Source organism: Ruegeria sp. HKCCA5839, assembly GCF_013035585.1.
Lineage (GTDB): Bacteria > Pseudomonadota > Alphaproteobacteria > Rhodobacterales > Rhodobacteraceae > Ruegeria.
In genome coordinates this window covers 479157-497646 of record NZ_WQIE01000001.1, presented here as the reverse complement: position 1 = coordinate 497646, position 18490 = coordinate 479157, and the positions used below count along the sequence as shown (strand labels likewise).

Genomic DNA, 18490 nt, shown 5'->3' with positions numbered 1-18490 from the left:
AGGGGCCGAATCTTTATATCCAACAGACTAGCATTTTTCATGACATGTGTTTTTGTCATGGTCACAGCAGAACACCAAACAGGCGGATTTCATAATGGGATTTGATCCTCAGAAATTGCAACTCATCCGTGATTGGATGCAACGCTATGTCGACGAACGGAAATATGCAGGCTGCGCCCTGTTGCTAAACCGTTTTGGCACCGAAGGCTTCTTTCACAGTTGCGGTCAGCGCAGTGTTGAAAAGGATCTGCCATTTCAACGCGATACGATCGCACGGATCTATTCTATGACCAAACCCGTCACCTCGGTTGCACTGATGCAGCTTTTGGAGCGCGGGATTTTACATCTGAGTGCGCCGGTCAGCGAATTTCTACCGGAATTCAAGGATATGCAGGCTCTGATTCCTGACGCGCGCAGCATCGATCAGACCGAACCGGCCAATACGCCGACATTGGCGCAGTTGCTGACCCATACCAGCGGGCTGAGCTATCCGTTCAATCCCGGCGTTCTGCCCGCCGCAATGGATGAACAAAAGCTGAATTTTGCACCCGACCAGGGACCGTTGTCGAAACGCATCCACGATCTGGCCCAGCTTCCGCTTGCGTTTCAGCCCGGAACGCGCTGGGAATATTCGGTCGGGATCGACGTGATCGGTCGCGTGATCGAAGTGGTGTCCGGCCAGTCACTGGATCGCTATTTCGCCACGCATGTTTTCGACCCCTTAGGCATGAGCGAAACCGGGTTTTCGGTACCAGCCGGGGCAGGGGACCGGTTCGCTTCGCTCTATACGCCGCTGGATGGCGACGCGATGGACCTGAACGCTGCTCAAAAAGGCTCGGATACGTTGCGCCTTGTGGATCGTCCTGGCGATTCCCCGTTCGAAGCCGCGACAACGTTTTCTGGCGGCGGCGGTCTTGTCGGCACCATCGACGACTACAGTCGTTTTGCCGAGATGTTGCGCTGCCCAAACAGTGATGTGCTGAGCGCAAGGATCAAAAACTTTATGATGCGCAATCACTTGCCAGGCGACATTGCCTCGATGGGACCGCGTAGCTTTGCAGAACAACCGATGGAGGGCATGGGTTTCGGCATTGGTGGGGCTGTTGTTCTGGATCCAGGACGGCTTCAGGTGCCGGCCGCCATTGGCGATTTCAGCTGGGGCGGCATGGCGTCGACCTTTTTCTGGGTGGATCGTGCCAACGGCATGACTGCCGTCTTTTTCACCCAATTGTCGCCCTCCAGCTCTTACCCGTCCCGCGCGCAGCTGCGAGCCCTTGTGCAGGTCGCTTTGGTGGACTAACGCAGACAATATACACCACGACCGGAGCGCGCCCGATGACCGAAGCTGAACGCATTCTGCTGGAATTGCTGAATCTCGAGCGGCTTGAGGTTGACCTGTTCCGAGGCGTCGGCTCGGGTGGTGAGACGCCCACGCGGATCTTTGGCGGACAGGTTATCGCCCAAGCTCTGTCAGCCGCCTACCGGACCGTTGAGTCGCGCAGTTGCCATTCGCTGCACGCTTATTTCATCCGGCCCGGAGACCCGGACAAACCTGTTATTTATCAAGTGGATCGAGCACGGGATGGAGGCTCTTTCACCACCCGTCGGGTGGTGGCTATTCAGCATGGCAAACAGATTCTGAACATGTCGGCCTCGTTCCACATACAGGATGACGGCTGGGACCATCAGCACCCCATTCCCGATGTGAAGGGCCCGGAAGCGCACCCGCTCCGCAACACGTTGCAACAACAGTATCTGTCCCGCGTACCCGAAAAGTTCCAATCCGAACTGATGCGCGAACGACCTATCGAAGTGCGCGAAGTTGACCACCAAGACCTGTTTCACCCGGCAAAAACCGACGACCGCAACTCGATCTGGTTTCGAATGAATGCCGCCGATCAGGCCGATCCCGTAACTCAGCATCTGCTGCTGGCCTATGCCTCAGACATGAGCTTGCTGGGTTCGGGTCTGCGTCCACACGGGCTCAGCTGGTTCACCGGAGAAGTCAACGCCGCCAGTCTGGATCACGCTCTTTGGTTTCATGCGCCGGTTCAGTTCCAGAACTGGCATCTTTATGCGATGGATTCACCGTGGACGGGGCAGGGGCGCAGTTTCAACCGGGGCTCTATCTATGCTCAAGATGGCACGCTGGTTGCGTCTGTGGCGCAGGAAGGCCTCATGCGTCGGGCAAAACCAAAAGGTTAGCTTTGAACGCCAAAGCGCTGATTTAATTTATTCATTCCCTCGATCCAACGGTCATAGTCAGCTGTTTTCAATCGGATGTAGTCCAGAACCTGCGCGTGCGGCAGAATGAGGAACCGTTCTTCCTCGATCGCTTCAACACAGAATTGAGCGACGATATCAGGCTCTAACATGCCGTCAATGGCCGCAACCGAGTTCTCATGGCCCTTCGTCATCTCGGATCGTACCGCCTGAGGGCACAAAACAGACGTCTTGATGCCCTGATCGCTGTACGTCAAAGCAACCCATTCGGCAAAACCGACCGCTGCATGTTTGGTGACACCATAAGGCGCTGCACCCGGTTGGTTCAGCAAACCAGCGGCGGATGCCGTGGTCATGAAGTATCCGCCACCGCGTGCGATCATCCGCGGAATGACATGTCGTGCGGCCCAGACATGAGACATGACGTTCACACGCCAGATCCGATCCCAGTCTTCGTTCGGAACGTCCAGACCGCCAAGCGTCAGAATTCCTGCATTGGCGCAAAACAGATCAATCGGACCAATCTCAGCTTCGACTTTGTCAATCAGCGCCGCGGTGTGATCTTCTCTGGACACATCGCAATGAACTGCGTGACCGCCAATCTGGTCCGCAACATCTTTCGCGCCGGTTTCGTCGATATCGGCACAAACGACACGCGCACCATCACGGGCAAAACGCTCAGCCAGGGCACGCCCAATCCCTTGAGCCGCACCTGTGATAACTGCGGTTTTGTCTTGTAACTGCATGATAAGCCGTAGTTTCTGACATTTATTTAGCCAAGATACACAAAGCGATGTCAGGTGTCTGCACTACAGTTTATCTTACATAATACTGATTACACGCATTAAGCGCATTAAACGCATTTTCATTTGATGACTTCAGGGAACAATATCGATAACACAGCGATATGGAACAAACTGACTTATGGACTGAAAACCTAGAGGATGACGAAGAGCTGCCATCACAGTTCCGGCTGTCACGCTCAAAAATCATGTACATCGAAAGCAAAGCTGAAGGTCTTGAAGGCCCCGCTGAGATTGGCCGTGTCTATTTCTCGAAATCCGGCAAGACGTTGTACTACAAGGGTCTCAAATTCCAAAGCTTGAAGGGCGCGGGTTTCAAAGCGAACTTTTTCGAGACCGAAAGCGGCGATCACTATTGGATTTCCGGGCCGCGGAAAGACCAGAATGATCGCCTATATGGCGGGAATAGTGGTGTTCTCGTCGACGAGGACATCCGTGAAGAATACGCGGCTCTTATTTCCTGAGATACTAGACACCGGGCTATTTAGCCCTGCCCCAGTGATGCGTACGTTGAGCGCCTTTTGGTGAATTTTTTGTTCGGTCGCAAAACCTAATAAAAAGCCTGCAACCCTGTCTGCGCCCGGCCAAGGATCAAGGCGTGCACGTCGTGGGTTCCTTCATAGGTGTTCACAGTCTCCAGATTGATCATGTGGCGCACAACCTGAAATTCCAGAGAGATACCATTGCCCCCATGCATATCCCGTGCCATCCGTGCGATGTCGAGCGCTTTGCCGCAATTGTTGCGTTTGACGATTGAGATCATCTCGGGCGCGGCCTGAGCTTGATCCATCAAACGGCCAACCCGCAGGCTGGCTTGCAGGCCCAAAGCGATCTCGGTTTGCATGTCGGCCAGTTTTTTCTGGTAGAGCTGCGTCTGGGCCAAGGGCTTGTCGAATTGCTTGCGGTCCAGCCCGTATTGCCGGGCGGCGTGCCAGCAGGCTTCGGCGGCACCCATGGTGCCCCAGCTGATGCCATAACGGGCGCGGTTTAGGCAGCCGAACGGGCCCTTCAAACCTTGCACATGGGGCAGCAAGGCGCCCTCGTCTACTTCGATACCGTCCAGGACGATCTCACCCGTAATCGAGGCGCGCAGGCTAAGTTTGTTTTCGATCTTCGGCGCGCTCAGACCTTTCAGGCCTTTGTCCAGAACAAATCCCCGGATCTTGCCGTCATGGGCGTCGGACTTGGCCCAGACCACAAAAACATCTGCAATCGGCGCGTTCGAGATCCACATTTTGCTGCCGGTCAAACGGTAGCCGCCATCGATCTTTTCGGCGCGGGTTTTCATGCCTGCCGGGTCCGACCCGGCATCCGGTTCGGTCAGGCCAAAACAACCGATCCATTCGCCACTGGCCAGTTTCGGCAGGTATTTCCGGCGCTGCGCCTCGGATCCATAGGCATAGATCGGATACATCACCAGCGAGCTTTGGACCGACATCATGGACCGGTAACCTGAATCGACCCGTTCGACCTCGCGCGCGACAAGGCCGTAGCTGACATAGCCCGATCCAAGCCCGCCATATTCTTCGGGAACGGTGATCCCCAACAGCCCCATCTCGCCCATCTCGCGAAAGATTTCGGGGTCGGTTTCCTCATCCGCAAAAGCTTGGGTCACCCGCGGCTGCAGTTTTTCCTGCGCATAGCTGCGGGCACTTTCCGCGATCATGCGCTCGTCTTCTTCCAACTGGTCAGACAGGCGAAACGGATCGTCCCAGCTAAAGCTTCCCAGGTCGGGTTGATCCTTGGCGCGCAATGTCGGTTTGGTGTCGGGGGCGTTCATCTGTCTCTCCGCTGAAGCAGTCGTCGGAGATCATAATCCGACTTGCCCGCGAAGGACAGCAAGACATTCTCAAGATGGCATGACCAAACCGCATAAGTCGGGCTTTGGGCTCCCTGCCCCGGTCAGCCCAAAGCGTATCCGGCACCGCGTACCGTGCGCACCGGATCCGCGCCGCCATGTTGGGTCAGCGCTTTGCGCAAACGTCCGATATGAACGTCCACAGTCCGCGTATCGACATAAATATCGCGGCCCCAGACCCGGTCGAGCAATTGCTCGCGGCTCCAGACCCGGCCGGGTTTTTCCATGAAAGTGCTGAGTAGACGGAACTCGGTCGGGCCCAGTTTCAACGGCTTGTCACTGCGGCTGACCTTGTGGGTCTCGGAATCGAGGATGATGTCGTCAAACTCCAACCGCAGCCCGACGGTCGCGGGGCGCACGCGCCGCAGCTGAGACCGCACCCGCGCCATTAGTTCGACCACCGAATAGGGTTTGACCACATAGTCATCGGCTCCCGTTTCCAGGCCACGCACCTTGTCGACCTCTTCGGATCGCGCCGACAGCATAATGATCGGGATCGTGCGTGTATCGGGCCGGGTTTTCAGCCGACGGCAGACTTCGATGCCGCTGAGATTGGGCATCATCCAGTCCAGAACGATGATGTCCGGGCTGTCTTCATCGACCAGCAGCAAGGCCTCATCCCCGCTGCCGGCTTTGGACACGCGAAAGCCTTCGGCCTCAAGGTTATAGGCCAACACTTCACGTTGGGCCAATTCGTCTTCGACCACCAGGACCGTTGGTTGATCAGCGGACATGTCGATGCCTCCTAGGCGGATTCTGCGGTCACGTCAGCCTTGGGCCGCGCTTCCGAGGGACGTTCGCCGGTGACCAGATAGACGACCTGTTCGGCAATCGCCGTCACATGATCGCCCATCCGCTCGATATTCTTGGCGATGAAATGCAGATGCATACAGGCGGTGATGTTGCGCGGGTCTTCGGCCATGAAGGTCAGGAACTCACGGAAGAGACCGTTGTACATCTGATCAACCTCCTCATCCCGGTCGATCACGTCGGTGGCCAGTTCCGCGTCACGCTGGATATAGGCGTCCAGAGCGTCGCGCAGCATCAGCTCGACCTCACGCGCCATGCGACGCAAGGCGGCTGCGCTGCCGTTGATCTCACCCATACCCGCCAGAACAGTCGTGCGTTTGGCGATGTTTTTCGAGTAATCGCCAATCCGTTCAAGGTTGGCCGAGACTTTCAGGACCGACAGCACCAGTCGCAGGTCACTGGCCGTGGGCGCGCGCAGGGCGATCAAACGGGCGGTTTCCTCGTTGATCAACTCTTCCAACGCGTCGATCGCCTTGTCGCCGTTTCTAACCTCTTGGGCCAGCTCTTCGTCGCGCGATTCAAGCGACCGGGCCGAGCTCATGATGGCGGCTTCGACAAGGCCACCCATCTTCATGATATGGGCCTGGATCGCTTCCAGATCACGGTCGAATGCAGATGCAATGTGTTGTTCGCTCATAGGAAAATACCTGTGCTCAGCCGATCCGGCCTGTGATGTAGCTTTCAGTGCGCGGGTCTTCGGGGTTGGTAAATATCTGCCCGGTTTCACCGAACTCGACCAGGTTCCCCAGATGGAAAAACGCCGTCTTCTGGCTGACCCGTGCTGCCTGCTGCATCGAGTGGGTCACGATGACCACCGAATAGCGCGCGCGCAGCTCGTCGATCAGTTCCTCGACCTGTGCAGTTGCAATCGGGTCCAGCGCGGAACAAGGCTCGTCCATCAACAGCACTTCGGGTTCGGTCGCGACTGCACGGGCAATGCACAGTCGCTGTTGCTGACCACCGGACAGGCCGGTCCCCGGAGCATCCAGGCGGTCTTTGACTTCATCCCAGATCGCACCTCGGCGCAGGGATTTTTCGACAATCTCGTCCAGCTCGGCTTTGTTCTTGGCCAGCCCGTGGATGCGCGGGCCGTAAGCCACGTTGTCATAGATCGACTTTGGGAACGGGTTGGGTTTCTGAAACACCATCCCCACCTTGGCGCGCAGCTGCACCGGATCGACCCGCTTGTCATAGATGTCTTCACCGTCCAGCAGAATGTCACCCTTGACCTTGCAGATGTCGATTGTGTCGTTCATCCGGTTCAGACAGCGCAGGAAGGTGGACTTCCCGCAGCCCGACGGGCCGATAAAGGCGGTGACGGTCTTATCTTCGATATCGACATTCACATCCTTGATCGCATGGTTCTCACCATAAAACACCTGAACATTCTTGGCGTTGATTTTGATGTCTTGGGAGTCCACAGCTCTCTCCACTCGTGTCATGTCATTCATTGTAGCCTCCATTTACCAGCGGCGTTCAAAGCGGCGGCGCAGGATAATTGCGATGATATTCATGGTCAGCAGGAACATCAAAAGGATGATGATCCCGCCCCAGGCCTTCTCGTAAAAGCCCACATCGGCGCGGGCGGCCCAGGTATAGATCTGTGCGGGCATGGCCGAGTTCGGATCGGTAAAGCCTGCCAGGAACCCATCGGGGTAGCCCCGAGCCACAAAGCCCACCATCCCGATCAGCAGCAGCGGTGCGGTTTCACCCAAGGCTTGCGCCAGACCAATGATGGTGCCTGTCAGGATACCCGGCGCGGCCAGCGGCAGAACGTGGTGGAACACCGCCTGCATTTTCGAGGCCCCTACCCCAAGTGCAGCATCCCGGATCGACGGCGGTACCGCCTTGAGCGAGGCGCGGGTCGAGATGATGATTGTGGGCAGGGTCATCAGCGTCAGCACCAGCCCTCCGACCAAAGGTGCCGATTGCGGCAGGTGCATGAACTGAATGAACACGGCCAGACCCAGAATACCAAACACAATAGACGGAACTGCGGCCAGGTTCGAGATGTTCACCTCGATCAGATCGGTGAAATTGTTCTGCGGCGCAAATTCTTCAAGATAGATCGACGCCGCAACGCCGATGGGCAAGGACAGGACCAACACAACCAGCATCATGAAGAACGAGCCCACAACCGAGGCCCCGATCCCCGCGCCGCCCGGGTTGTCCACACCTGAATCTGCGCCGGTGATGAAGGGCCAGTTGAACCCCTGCTTGATGATTCCGGCCTCTTTCAGCGCATCGACCAGATCAAGGTCGCTCAGTTGCAGAAAGCGGCTGTCTTGCAGCGTGTCACGCGACACGCGGCCTTTGAAATATCCATCAACGCGGCTGGAGGCGGCCAGATCAAACTCGATCGGCTGCCCCAGCTGATCAGGGTTTTCGGCATAGAAGGTACGGATCGTGCCGCCAACCTTACCCAACAGACGCTCAATTGCGGCATCGTCGAAATCCACTTCGACCCCACGTTCTGTCAGCTCTTTGTTGAGGGCTGAGATGAACAGATCGGAATAGGCTTTGGTTTTGAACAGGGTGCTTTCGGCCTCTTCCCGCTGCTGTTCGGTCAGGGTGAAGTCGACACTGACAACCGTGCGCTGAAAGGCCGGGATACCCTGCGACAGGATCGAGGCAAACAACACCACCAGAAAGAACAGACCGGTTGCGATGGCGACAATGCCATAGGTGCGGAACCGTTTCTCGGCCTTCGCGCGTTTGATCGTACGCGCATCGGTTGCTGTCAGAGACGCTGCGTGGCGACCGGTTTCGGGGCTTTGCATGCTGGCGTCGGTCATTCGTACTGCTCCCGGTATTTGCGCACGATATAAAGGGCAAAGACATTCAGCCCCAAGGTCAGAACAAACAGTGTCATGCCAAGGGCAAAGGCGACCAGCGCCTCGGGCGAGGCAAAGTCGGCATCGCCTGTCAGCTGGCTGACGATCTTGGCGGTCACGGTTGTCATCGCTTCAAACGGGTTGAGGCTGAGGCGCGCAGCCGCGCCCGCCCCCAGAACCACGATCATGGTCTCGCCGATGGCGCGTGATGCAGCCAACAGGATGGCACCCACGATGCCCGGCAAGGCGGCGGGCAAAACAACCTGACGGATCGTCTCGGACTGGGTGGCCCCCAAACCGTAAGACCCGTCGCGCATGGCCTGCGGAACCGCGTTGATGATGTCATCCGACAACGACGACACAAACGGGATCAGCATGATCCCCATGACGACACCCGCCGTCATCACCGCAGTCCCGGCTTTCATCCAGCCCAGACCATCGGCGCCAAAGATGTTCAGCAACAGCGGACCCACTGTCAGCAAAGCAAAAAGACCGTAGACGATGGTGGGGATACCGGCCAGCACCTCAAGCATCGGCTTGGCGACCGAACGGACACGCGGCGAGGCGTATTCGCTGAGGTAGATCGCGGCGAACAAGCCGATGGGCACGGCCACCAGAAGCGCCACGAACGAGATATAGAGCGTACCCCACAGCAGCGGGATGATCCCCAACTCGGACAGGCCTCCGCGCCCTGAAAAGCTGGGCGACCAGGTCAGGCCAAAGAAGAAATCCGTGGCGGGGTAAAGCTTGAAGAACTCCCAGGTGTTGAAGACCAGCGAAAGCACGATGCCTACCGTCGTCAGGATGGCGATGGATGCGGCGGCCAACAGCAAAACGCCCACACCCTGCTCGACCACGTTGCGGGCGCGATAGTCGGCATTGGTCTGCAACCAACCTGCAGCGGCGCCGATCAAAGCGACAAACAAAACCACGAAGGACATGATCGTATAGCCGGTTGCGTTCATCAGGCGATAGCGCTGAGCAGCATTCAAGACCGGCTGAGAAATATCCGAAGTAACGACCTGCCCCGCGTCCTTCAAAATCTGCGTCAATTCGGTGACATCGGCATTTGCGTCATTCGCGTCCGCTTCGGACAAGATGCCTTGGGCAACGGCATTGTCCAGACCGGTCGCTGTTCGGCGCACTTCGGCCATAACCAGGCTGAGAGACGAACCCTCTTTGATCGCGCTTTCCGGGATCATGTCCGAGATTTGGGAATTCACAAAAAGAGGCTGTGCCAGCAGCCAAACGATCAAAAGCCCAAAGGCAGGCACCACGGTCTTAAGCGCAATATTGGTGCCGTAAAAGACCGGCAAGGAATGCAAACCCCGGCTGTCCCCGCCGGCACTCTGCAAAGCGCGTGATCGTCCCAGAACATATCCGACCGACGCAATCGCCAGCACGATCAGTATAAGCCAAGCTATTGGCATGACACCCCCGTTGCTCTCGGTTGAGAGACTTTAGAAAGACACAGAAGGGGGCGACTGTCCGCCGCCCCCAAACCGTTAAACCATCATCAGGCTTAGCTGCCCGAACCCATGGTCACTTCGTTGTTGATCGCATCCTGTGTTTTCACCAGCTCGGGGTCTGCCACCAGGCCGTAGTTGGCCAGAGGACCCGACGGGCCTGCGATTTCGTCAGCAGTAAAGAACTGAGCGTATTCTTTCAGGCCAGGGATCACGCCGATATGCGCTTTCTTGACGTAGAAGAACAGCGGGCGCGATACGGGGTATTCACCGGTCGAGATGGTCTCGGTCGACGGAGCGATACCTGACATGGTGCCCACTTTCAGCTTGTCGGTGTTGTTCTCATAGAACGCCAGACCGAACACGCCGATGCCGTTGGGGTTGGTGTCGATGCGGGCCAGAGTCTCGGTATAGTCACCGTCGATATCGACCGACTTGCCATCGGTACGAACGGCCAGACATGCATCTTCTGCGTCATCTTCGCTCATGCCGCCATCGATCATGGCCTGCATTGCGCCGGTTGCTTCACAGCCGATCAGCAGAACTTTTTCTTCGAACACTTCACGGGTGCCGTGCTTGGTGCCCGGGATGAAGCCTGCGATTTCAACATCAGGCAGGTCCGGGTTGAACTCGGCCCAAGTGTTGTAAGGGTTATCAACAACTTCGCCGTCTTTCAGAACCTTCGCGCCCAGGGCGTTGAAGATGTCCGAAGGCTCGAACGCGTTGAAAGCCGGACCGGTCTGCTGGCTGGCGAACACAATGCCGTCATAGCCGATGCGGACTTCCATGATGTCGGTCACACCGTTTTCAGCGCAGGCCTTGATCTCTTTTTCACGGATCGCACGCGATGCGTTTGCAACGTCGATGGTGTTCTCACCAACACCTTCGCAGAAACGCTTCAGACCAGCGGAAGAGCCACCCGATTCGACAACAGGTGTCGGGAAGTCGGTGTTTTCACCAAACAGTTCCGCAACGATCGAAGCGTATGGCAGGACGGTCGACGAACCCGCGACTTGAACATTGTCACGCGCAGCAGCAGCAGTGGCCGAAACGGCAGCGATGGCCAGAGCCGAGGCCGACAGTTTTACAAAGGACATTCCAGTCTCCTTGATAGAAAAGTGTTGTGATCACCCCCATGATGATCTTGAGCGCAGCCCTAAATCGCGCTCGTAAGCCTTTTGTGACAGCTATGTAACAGTTTCATGACAGATCGCGTTTTTCGCGCATTTTTTGTCACAAAAGATGCAACGGCTCAGCGGGGCAGGATCACGGTGAAAACCGAACCCTTGCCCAGATCGCTTTCCACCCGCAACCGACCGCGATGTCGGTTGACGATATGTTTGACGATGGCCAGCCCCAAACCGGTGCCGCCAAGTTGGCGTGACCGGTGGCTGTCGGCGCGATAGAAGCGTTCGGTCAGGCGCGGCAGATGGACAGAATCAATGCCCGGCCCCTTGTCGATGATCTGCACACGCACCGCTGGGCCACGCATCGCCGTGTCGCGGTCAAAGACCCGCAGCTTCAATTCGACGCTGCCACCGGACCCGCCATATTTGATCCCGTTTTCGATCAGGTTGGTGAAGACCTGGCGCAATTGATCGCTGTCGCCGGGGATCAGCACAGGATCATCGGGAGCGGTCAGTATCAGTTTAACGTCGGCGTCATCCGCCAAAGGCCGCAGCGTATTGATGGTGGATTGCAGCAAACCCGTCAGTTCAAGCTGTTCCTTCGGACGGACCCGTTCTTCGCTTTCGACCCGGTTGAGCGACAGAAGATCCCCGACCAGACGGTTCATCCGGTTCGCCTCATCTTCCATGATCTGCAAGAACCGCTCGCGCGCGACCGCGTCTTCCTTGGCCGGGCCGCGCAGGGTTTCGATAAACCCCATCAGCGCTGTCAGAGGCGTGCGCAGCTCGTGGCTGACATTGGCCACGAAATCGCGCCGCATCTGGCTGGCCTGTTCCAGATGGGTCACATCCTGAAACACCACCAGCGCCGCCCCGCCCGAAACCGCGCCAACACCGTTCAAATAGCGGCATTCGACCTCAAACGTCACATCCTGCGCCCCATCATTTGTCAGATGGCGCGCTTTCGCTTTGCCCTTGCTGCGCAGGCTTTGTTCGATCGCCTCGATCACCAGCGGCTGACGCAGGATGGTGGCGAAATGGCGACCGGTGATGTTCTGCCCCAGAATGGTCGTCGCATCCGCATTGGCCGCGATGATGCGTTCGGTCTGATCGACCATCAAAGCGGGCAACGGAAGCGCTGAAACAAATTCTTCGGTCAGGTCTTGGGACATGATTATGCCTTTGATGCGTTAGGCGTCTGTCGAGACCTTTGTGAGGGTGTCACGAAACTTCCGCATGTTCTGCTGATAATGCAGCGCGCTTTGCGTCAAGCGCTGGGCGGCGGCCTCGTCCAACTGACGCACGACCTTGCCCGGCGCCCCCATGACCAGCGAATTGTCAGGGATCTCTTTGCCTTCAGTAACCAGCGCCCCTGCCCCAATCAGGCAATTGCGCCCGATCCTGGCACCGTTCAGCACAATCGCACCCATGCCGATCAGGCTGTTATCGCCGATCGTGCAACCGTGCAACATGACCTTGTGACCGATGGTGCAGTTCTGGCCGATGCTCAGCGGATAGCCCGGATCGATATGCATTACGCAGTTTTCCTGAACGTTGCTGCCGGTGCCCACCCGTATCTCTTCATGGTCCGCGCGCAGGGTGCAGCCAAACCAGACCGAGGCGCCCTTCTCCAGCACCACTTTGCCGATCAGATTGGCGTCGGGCGCGACCCAAGTGTCGTCGTGTATCTGCGGCGCGTCATCGCCCAGAGCGTAAAGCGTCATGACTGTTCCTCGAATTCCATCTGCAGTTTGCGCACATGCTCTTGCAGCGCGGGTTGCTGGATCCGGCGCATCCGTTCAGCGCTGATGATGGTCTTCAGCTTTTCTTCGGTCGCGTCCAGATCATCATTCACCAGAACATAATCGTAATAACCCCAATGGCTGATTTCGTCCCAGCTTTTGAGCATCCGCTTGCTGATCACATCTGCGCTGTCCTGGCCCCGGCTTTCCAGCCTGCGTCGCAATTCTGGGATCGAGGGCGGGAGAATAAAGATCGACAGCGCGTGTTTGCCAAGATCAGAATTGCGGATCTGCAAATCCCCTTGCCAGTCAACGTCGAACAGAACGTCCCGGCCGCTGTTGATCGAGTCGCGCACCGGTGCGACCGGCGATCCATAGAAATTGCCAAAAACATGCGCGTGTTCCAGCATCTGACCGTCGGTCACCTGCTGTTTGAACGCTTCTTCGGTCAAAAAGTAATATTCGCGCCCATGCTCTTCGCCCGGGCGCGGCGCGCGGGTGGTGGCCGAGATTGAGAACTCCAACCCATCGTCCCACTGCATCAGTCGCCGGGCCAAAGTGGATTTGCCTGCGCCCGAGGGCGAAGACAGAATGATTAAAAGACCTCGGCGATCAGCCATCGTTTCCGTTCCTGCTTCTATTCTACGTTCTGCACTTGCTCGCGCATCTGATCAATGACCGCCTTAAGCTCCAGACCAACAGCCGTCAGCTCGGCGTTTTGCGATTTGGAACACAGCGTGTTGGCCTCACGATTGAACTCCTGCATCAGGAAATCAAGCTTACGCCCCACCGGTCCGTCCTGCTGCAACAGATCCCGAGTGGCCTCCACATGGGCGGCCAGCCGGTCAATCTCTTCTGTGATGTCGGCTTTAACAGCGATCAGGGCAAGTTCCTGCGCCACCCGATCCTCATCCGCTCCCTGACTGTTGTCCAGAACGCGGGCCAGATTGGCGCGCAGGTTCTGTTCCATCTCGCCTCGTCGCTGTTCAGCCAGACCCGCAGCCGCCTGGGTGAGTTCGGCAATCCGGTTCAGTTGATCGGCGAGGATCGCGGCAAGCGCCTGCCCTTCGGTTTGGCGCATTTCAAGAAACGCCGCCAAAAGGGGCCCGAATTCAGACTTGAGCTGTTCCACCAACGGCGCTGCGTCATCGTCTTCGCTTCCAGCCTCCATCATGCCCCGCAGGGACAGAAGGTCGCTTGCCCGCGATTGCGCCAGCGTGACGCCATGGGCATTAGCCATCTGCTCGGTGCGCGCAACGGCCTCAAGCGCCGCTTCCATTGCAGGGATATTCAGCCGCAGATCAGTTGCAGTTTCTTCCCGGCTGACCCGCAAAGATAGAGTAACGTTACCGCGGCTGACATTGCGCGACAGCTCGGCCCGCAATGCTGCCTCCAGCCCGGTCAGCCAGTCGGGCAGACGCAAGCGCATATCCAGCCCTTTGCCGTTCACGCTGCGCAATTCCCAGCTCCAGGAATGAGGGCCAAACGCGCCTTTTCCAGCAGCAAAACCGGTCATGGATCTGATCATGTATGTCCCTTTTCGCAACGCATCGCCCCGCATCGGACGCACCTAATGCCATCAGGCCACCAAGAGCAAGGCCCCGCTCAGTCTCTGCATTACCGTGTTGGGTTAACCATTCGTTAAAGATTTCCTCCAAAATTGTATTAACCCCTGTCAATCTGGTGGAAACCTAAGCCGTGCTGCCAAGACCTCTGACCAGTATGCGGCATTTTAGGAAAAACGGCTTGGATTGACGTAAAGGTTGGAAAATGAGTTCTTTTTTTGGGAGTGAGCCCCGACAGGAATCGGGAAAAATCGTTGCGATGGACCGCTTTGACAGTGGGCGTAGCCTGTCCCCAATTCGTCAGGCCGAAGCGTATTGGACCGCATTGCTAACCGGCAATGCGGTGCCGATGCGTTCCCAGATCGATCCGCGTGGGCTTGAGAATATTCTTGAATACACTTTCATTCTCGAACGCATCGCCCCCGGTCTCGCCCGGTTTCGCCTTGCGGGTAGCCATCTGAACAAACTGGCGGGGATGGAAGTGCGCGGCATGCCGATGACAGCCTTCTTCGACCCAGCATCGCGGGACCAGATTACAGCTCATCTGGAACGTGTCTTTGCCGCTCCCGCCGTGGCCGAGCTGAGCATGATCTCGAAAGGCAAACTTGGGCGCACCAGCTTGCAGGCGCGTATGATCCTGCTGCCTTTGAAAAGCGATTTGGGGGATATCAGTCGCATTCTGGGGGTGATGGTCAGTGACGGGGTTATCGGCACAACACCGCGCCGCTTCACCCTGACAGACGATCACATTCGCAACGTCTCGGACGTGCAGCGCCCGCCGCAGAGAGTCAGTGAACCGGAACCAGGTTTTGCCGAAGACCAGAGCGAATTTCGTCCGGCAGGCCGCCATCTGAGACTGGTGGTGTCGCGCGACGACTGAAACGAAAAACGGCGGGCTCAGGGCCCGCCGCTTCCAAATCATAAAGCGATCACACTAGCCTGTTGCGCGTTTGCTGCGACCACGGCGCAGGTTGGTCAGCTCTTCGGCCACCAGGAAGGCCAGTTCCAGCGATTGCGAGGCGTTCAAGCGCGGATCACAGGCGGTATGGTACCGATCCGACAGATCCTCTTCGGTCACAGCGCGCACGCCGCCGGTGCATTCGGTCACGTCCAGACCGGTCATCTCGAAATGCACACCACCGGGGATTGTATCTTCGGACTGGTGCACGCCAAAGAAATCGCGCACTTCGCGCAGGACCGAGTCGAACGGGCGCGTTTTGTACCCGGTTGCCGACTTGATGGTGTTGCCATGCATCGGGTCGCAGACCCAGGTGACCTTGGCCCCCTCTTCCTTGACGGCCTTGATGAGCCGCGGCAGATGCTCACCCACATTGCCAGCACCAAAGCGCGCGATCAGGGTCAGGCGCCCTTCTTCGTTCTTGGGGTTCAGCTTGGACATCAGAACCTTGAGGTCTTCAGCCGTGGTTGTCGGTCCGCATTTCAGGCCAATCGGGTTCTGCACACCACGGCAAAACTCGACATGCGCACCATCGGGCTGACGGGTACGGTCACCGATCCAGATCATATGACCAGAACCGGCCAGCCATTTGCCCGAGGTGGAATCCAGACGCGTCAGCGCCTCTTCATATTCCAGCAACAGGCCTTCATGGCTCGTATAGAACTCGACGGTCGAGAACTCATGGGTCGTGTCCGCCGTGATTCCGGCGGCACCCATGAAATCGATGCTGTCCTGAATCCGGTCCGCGATCTCCGAGTATTTCTGTACGTCCTGTTCATCGGCAAAACCGAGTGTCCAGGCGTGAACACGGCTCATATCTGCGAAGCCACCGGTTGAAAACGCGCGCAGCAGGTTCAGCGTGGCGGCTGCCTGCGTATAGGCCTGCAGCATCTTTTCCGGGTTCGGAATGCGCGCTTCGGGGGTGAAGGCCAGATCGTTGATGATGTCACCGCGATAGCTGGGCAGTTCCACGCCATCCACTGTCTCGGTCGGTGCGCTGCGCGGTTTGGCAAATTGCCCCGCCATGCGGCCCACTTTGACCACCGGCACTTTGGCCCCATAGGTCAGAACCATGGCCATTTGCAGCATCACCTTGAACGTGTCGCGAATCGCATCCGCGCTGAATTGCTCAAAGCTTTCGGCACAATCGCCACCTTGCAGCAGGAAAGCCTCACCGCGCCCAGCAGCGCCCAGCTGCTGTTTCAGACGGCGCGCTTCACCGGCAAAGACCAGCGGAGGATACTGAGAAAGCTGAGACTCTACCTTGGCCAACGCAGCCGCGTCGGTATAGTCGGGCATCTGAACCCGGGGCTTGTTGCGCCAGTTCGATTTGTGCCACTCGGTCATAGCTTTGGTCTCCACTGAGGTAATTCAGGTGGTCTCTATACAAAAAGCAATTCAAGGACGCCATATCCGAATTGCGCCTCTTGACGTCGCAATCAAGCTTTGACCAAGGTGGCGGGCAAAACTTCTGCCTGGTGGGTACCGCAGGCACGCAGCAAGGACACGACGTCATGCAAGAGCAACGCCAAGTTGTCACAGTGGACGGCACCGACGCCAAGCCCAAGAATTTCGTTTTTGTCTTGCTCGAGGGCTTTTCACTTTTGTCCTTCGCATCGGCGCTGGACAGCCTTCGTATCGCCAACCGAATGGCCAACGAAACGATTTATACGTGGTCGCTGGCCGGTGAAGGTGGTGAAATCGCCAAATGCTCGGCCGGGACAACCTTCCAGCTGGATTCTGATTTGGATGAGTTGCAGCGGGACGAAGTTGTGCTGGTCTGCGGCGGTGTGGACGTACAGACTGCGACCACTAAGCGCGTATTGAACTGGCTGCGGCGCGAGGCGCGCAAAGGTGTCAAGATCGGCGGCTTGTGCACGGCTGCCTATACGCTGGCCAAGGCCGGGCTTTTGGACGGTAAAAACGCGACGATTCATTGGGAAAACTCGGACAGTTTCACCGAAGAGTTTGAAGACGTTCACCTGACCAAATCCGTGTTCCAGATCGACGGCAACCGGATGACAACGGCGGGTGGCACTTCCTCGATCGACCTGATGCTCAAACTGATCGCGGATGACTACGGCGAAGATCTGGCTAATGCGGTGGCAGACCAGATGATCTATTCCTCGATCCGGACAGATCAGGATACCCAGCGCCTGTCCACGCCGACGCGGATCGGCGTGCGCCATCCCAAGCTGAGCCAGGTCATCCTGATGATGGAAAAGAACATCGAAGAGCCGATCTCGCCATCGATCCTGGCCAAAGATGTCGGCATGTCGACCCGCCAGTTGGAACGTCTCTTCCGCCGATACCTGAGCCGGTCGCCCAAGCGCTACTACATGGAACTGCGCCTGCACAAAGCGCGCAACCTGCTGATGCAGACGGATATGAGCGTCATCAACGTGGCGCTGGCCTGCGGCTTTGCCAGCCCGTCACATTTCTCGAAATGCTATCGGGCGCATTACAACACCACGCCGTATCGTGAGCGTGGCGCACAAGGCGGGCGCCTGTCGGTGTGACGCCTTTACAGGTGCTTTTCGAAGTAATGCAGATGCGGTCGCAGCATCGGCTGATCCAAATAAGTCGTTGTTTCAATCGGATCCTCTAATTCGACAAATCCGAGTTTGGGATAGAGATCGCGCATTTCGACATTGGGTGTAAGCGTATCGGCAATCAGTCGCGTCAGCCCCATATCGCGCGCAGCCTGCTCTCGCGCTTCGATCAGAGCCCGCCCGGTGCCGGTGCCCCGAGCGGCCTCAGTCACGAAAACTCGTTTCAATTCGCCCGTGGCGTCATCAAAGCGTTTCATCATGCCGCAACCGACGATCTCGCCGGTCCCATTGCGTGCCACAACCAGGCACCCTTTCGGAGGCAGGTAATCATCCGCATTCGCCCAAAACTCGGCCAATGCGCTTTTGGGGGCAGCCGGGTCGATATCGAAACCCATGGCGCCCATACGTTCAACGATCAGCCCGTAATACTGCAACAGAATGTCATTCAACGCCTCTTTGGGCGGCATTTCGGTGCAAAGTTCAATGTCAAAAGCGCTCATGACTGCAATCTGGCATAGCGGGCCGCCGATGAGAAAGTCTTTCGTCTGAAAC

Annotated in this window: 19 protein-coding genes; 5 read left to right on the top strand and 14 right to left on the bottom strand. The window is 57.5% G+C overall.

Annotated elements, in window-relative coordinates:
* The first annotated feature begins 94 nt into the window (after window positions 1–94).
* Both GOV38_RS02395 and GOV38_RS02390 read left to right on the top strand, forming a co-directional pair.
* Window positions 95–1300, top strand: coding sequence for a serine hydrolase (locus tag GOV38_RS02395; RefSeq protein ID WP_171207488.1), 1206 nt, complete (start codon window positions 95–97; stop codon window positions 1298–1300).
* A gap of 35 nt (window positions 1301–1335) precedes the next feature.
* Complete coding sequence (locus GOV38_RS02390; protein ID WP_171129488.1) at window positions 1336–2205, top strand: acyl-CoA thioesterase II; 870 nt, start codon at window positions 1336–1338, stop codon at window positions 2203–2205.
* On the opposite strand, the gene GOV38_RS02385 is transcribed toward GOV38_RS02390, so the two are convergent.
* On the bottom strand, window positions 2202–2969 hold the full coding sequence (locus GOV38_RS02385) for an SDR family oxidoreductase (RefSeq protein WP_171207487.1): 768 nt from the start codon (window positions 2967–2969) through the stop codon (window positions 2202–2204). The genes GOV38_RS02390 and GOV38_RS02385 overlap by 4 nt on opposite strands.
* A 161-nt stretch (window positions 2970–3130) precedes the next feature.
* Here GOV38_RS02385 and GOV38_RS02380 point away from each other — a divergent pair, with 161 nt between their 5' ends.
* Window positions 3131–3490 carry a 1-deoxy-D-xylulose-5-phosphate synthase gene (locus tag GOV38_RS02380; protein ID WP_171207486.1) on the top strand — a complete coding sequence of 120 codons (360 nt, stop codon included), beginning with the start codon at window positions 3131–3133 and terminating at the stop codon, window positions 3488–3490.
* 86 nt (window positions 3491–3576) lie between these two features.
* Here GOV38_RS02380 and GOV38_RS02375 read toward each other — a convergent pair whose 3' ends face one another.
* From GOV38_RS02375 to GOV38_RS02325, 11 genes are all read right to left on the bottom strand, one after another.
* Window positions 3577–4806 (bottom strand): acyl-CoA dehydrogenase, encoded by a 1230-nt coding sequence (locus GOV38_RS02375; RefSeq protein WP_171207485.1) that lies wholly within the window; start codon window positions 4804–4806, stop codon window positions 3577–3579.
* 122 nt (window positions 4807–4928) lie between these two features.
* Window positions 4929–5618 carry a phosphate regulon transcriptional regulator PhoB gene (gene phoB / locus GOV38_RS02370; RefSeq protein WP_171129495.1) on the bottom strand — a complete coding sequence of 230 codons (690 nt, stop codon included), beginning with the start codon at window positions 5616–5618 and terminating at the stop codon, window positions 4929–4931.
* An 11-nt stretch (window positions 5619–5629) separates the two neighbouring features.
* Complete coding sequence (gene phoU / locus GOV38_RS02365) at window positions 5630–6331, bottom strand: phosphate signaling complex protein PhoU (RefSeq protein ID WP_171099005.1); 702 nt, start codon at window positions 6329–6331, stop codon at window positions 5630–5632.
* 16 nt (window positions 6332–6347) lie between these two features.
* Window positions 6348–7145, bottom strand: a complete 798-nt coding sequence (gene pstB, locus GOV38_RS02360; protein WP_305848765.1) for a phosphate ABC transporter ATP-binding protein PstB — start codon at window positions 7143–7145, stop codon at window positions 6348–6350.
* 12 nt (window positions 7146–7157) lie between these two features.
* Complete coding sequence (gene pstA / locus GOV38_RS02355; protein ID WP_171207483.1) at window positions 7158–8489, bottom strand: phosphate ABC transporter permease PstA; 1332 nt, start codon at window positions 8487–8489, stop codon at window positions 7158–7160.
* Complete coding sequence (pstC, locus tag GOV38_RS02350; protein ID WP_171207482.1) at window positions 8486–9958, bottom strand: phosphate ABC transporter permease subunit PstC; 1473 nt, start codon at window positions 9956–9958, stop codon at window positions 8486–8488. Before pstC ends, pstA begins: the two co-directional genes overlap by 4 nt.
* Before the next feature lie 92 nt (window positions 9959–10050).
* Entirely contained in the window at window positions 10051–11091 is a 1041-nt protein-coding gene (locus GOV38_RS02345) for a substrate-binding domain-containing protein (RefSeq protein ID WP_171207481.1), read from the bottom strand.
* A gap of 155 nt (window positions 11092–11246) precedes the next feature.
* Complete coding sequence (locus tag GOV38_RS02340) at window positions 11247–12293, bottom strand: ATP-binding protein (RefSeq protein ID WP_171099014.1); 1047 nt, start codon at window positions 12291–12293, stop codon at window positions 11247–11249.
* An 18-nt stretch (window positions 12294–12311) separates the two neighbouring features.
* Complete coding sequence (locus GOV38_RS02335; protein WP_171207480.1) at window positions 12312–12845, bottom strand: gamma carbonic anhydrase family protein; 534 nt, start codon at window positions 12843–12845, stop codon at window positions 12312–12314.
* Window positions 12842–13483: a guanylate kinase gene (gmk, locus tag GOV38_RS02330; protein ID WP_171207479.1), complete on the bottom strand. Its 642-nt coding sequence runs from the start codon at window positions 13481–13483 to the stop codon at window positions 12842–12844. The genes GOV38_RS02335 and gmk overlap by 4 nt, the downstream gene beginning before the upstream one ends.
* Before the next feature lie 17 nt (window positions 13484–13500).
* Window positions 13501–14391: a YicC/YloC family endoribonuclease gene (locus tag GOV38_RS02325; RefSeq protein WP_171099020.1), complete on the bottom strand. Its 891-nt coding sequence runs from the start codon at window positions 14389–14391 to the stop codon at window positions 13501–13503.
* A 296-nt stretch (window positions 14392–14687) separates the two neighbouring features.
* On the opposite strand from GOV38_RS02325, the gene GOV38_RS02320 reads away from it, so the two are divergent.
* A complete protein-coding gene (locus GOV38_RS02320) occupies window positions 14688–15308 on the top strand; it encodes a PAS domain-containing protein (protein WP_171207478.1) in 621 nt (206 codons plus the stop codon).
* 54 nt (window positions 15309–15362) lie between these two features.
* Here the strand turns inward: GOV38_RS02320 and GOV38_RS02315 are convergent, their stop codons facing one another.
* Window positions 15363–16733 carry a class II 3-deoxy-7-phosphoheptulonate synthase gene (locus tag GOV38_RS02315; RefSeq protein WP_171207477.1) on the bottom strand — a complete coding sequence of 457 codons (1371 nt, stop codon included), beginning with the start codon at window positions 16731–16733 and terminating at the stop codon, window positions 15363–15365.
* Between the two features lie 167 nt (window positions 16734–16900).
* Here GOV38_RS02315 and GOV38_RS02310 point away from each other — a divergent pair, with 167 nt between their 5' ends.
* Entirely contained in the window at window positions 16901–17905 is a 1005-nt protein-coding gene (locus tag GOV38_RS02310) for a GlxA family transcriptional regulator (protein ID WP_171099026.1), read from the top strand.
* A gap of 5 nt (window positions 17906–17910) precedes the next feature.
* Here GOV38_RS02310 and GOV38_RS02305 read toward each other — a convergent pair whose 3' ends face one another.
* On the bottom strand, window positions 17911–18438 hold the full coding sequence (locus GOV38_RS02305; protein ID WP_171207476.1) for a GNAT family N-acetyltransferase: 528 nt from the start codon (window positions 18436–18438) through the stop codon (window positions 17911–17913).
* Between the last annotated feature and the right edge of the window lie 52 nt (window positions 18439–18490).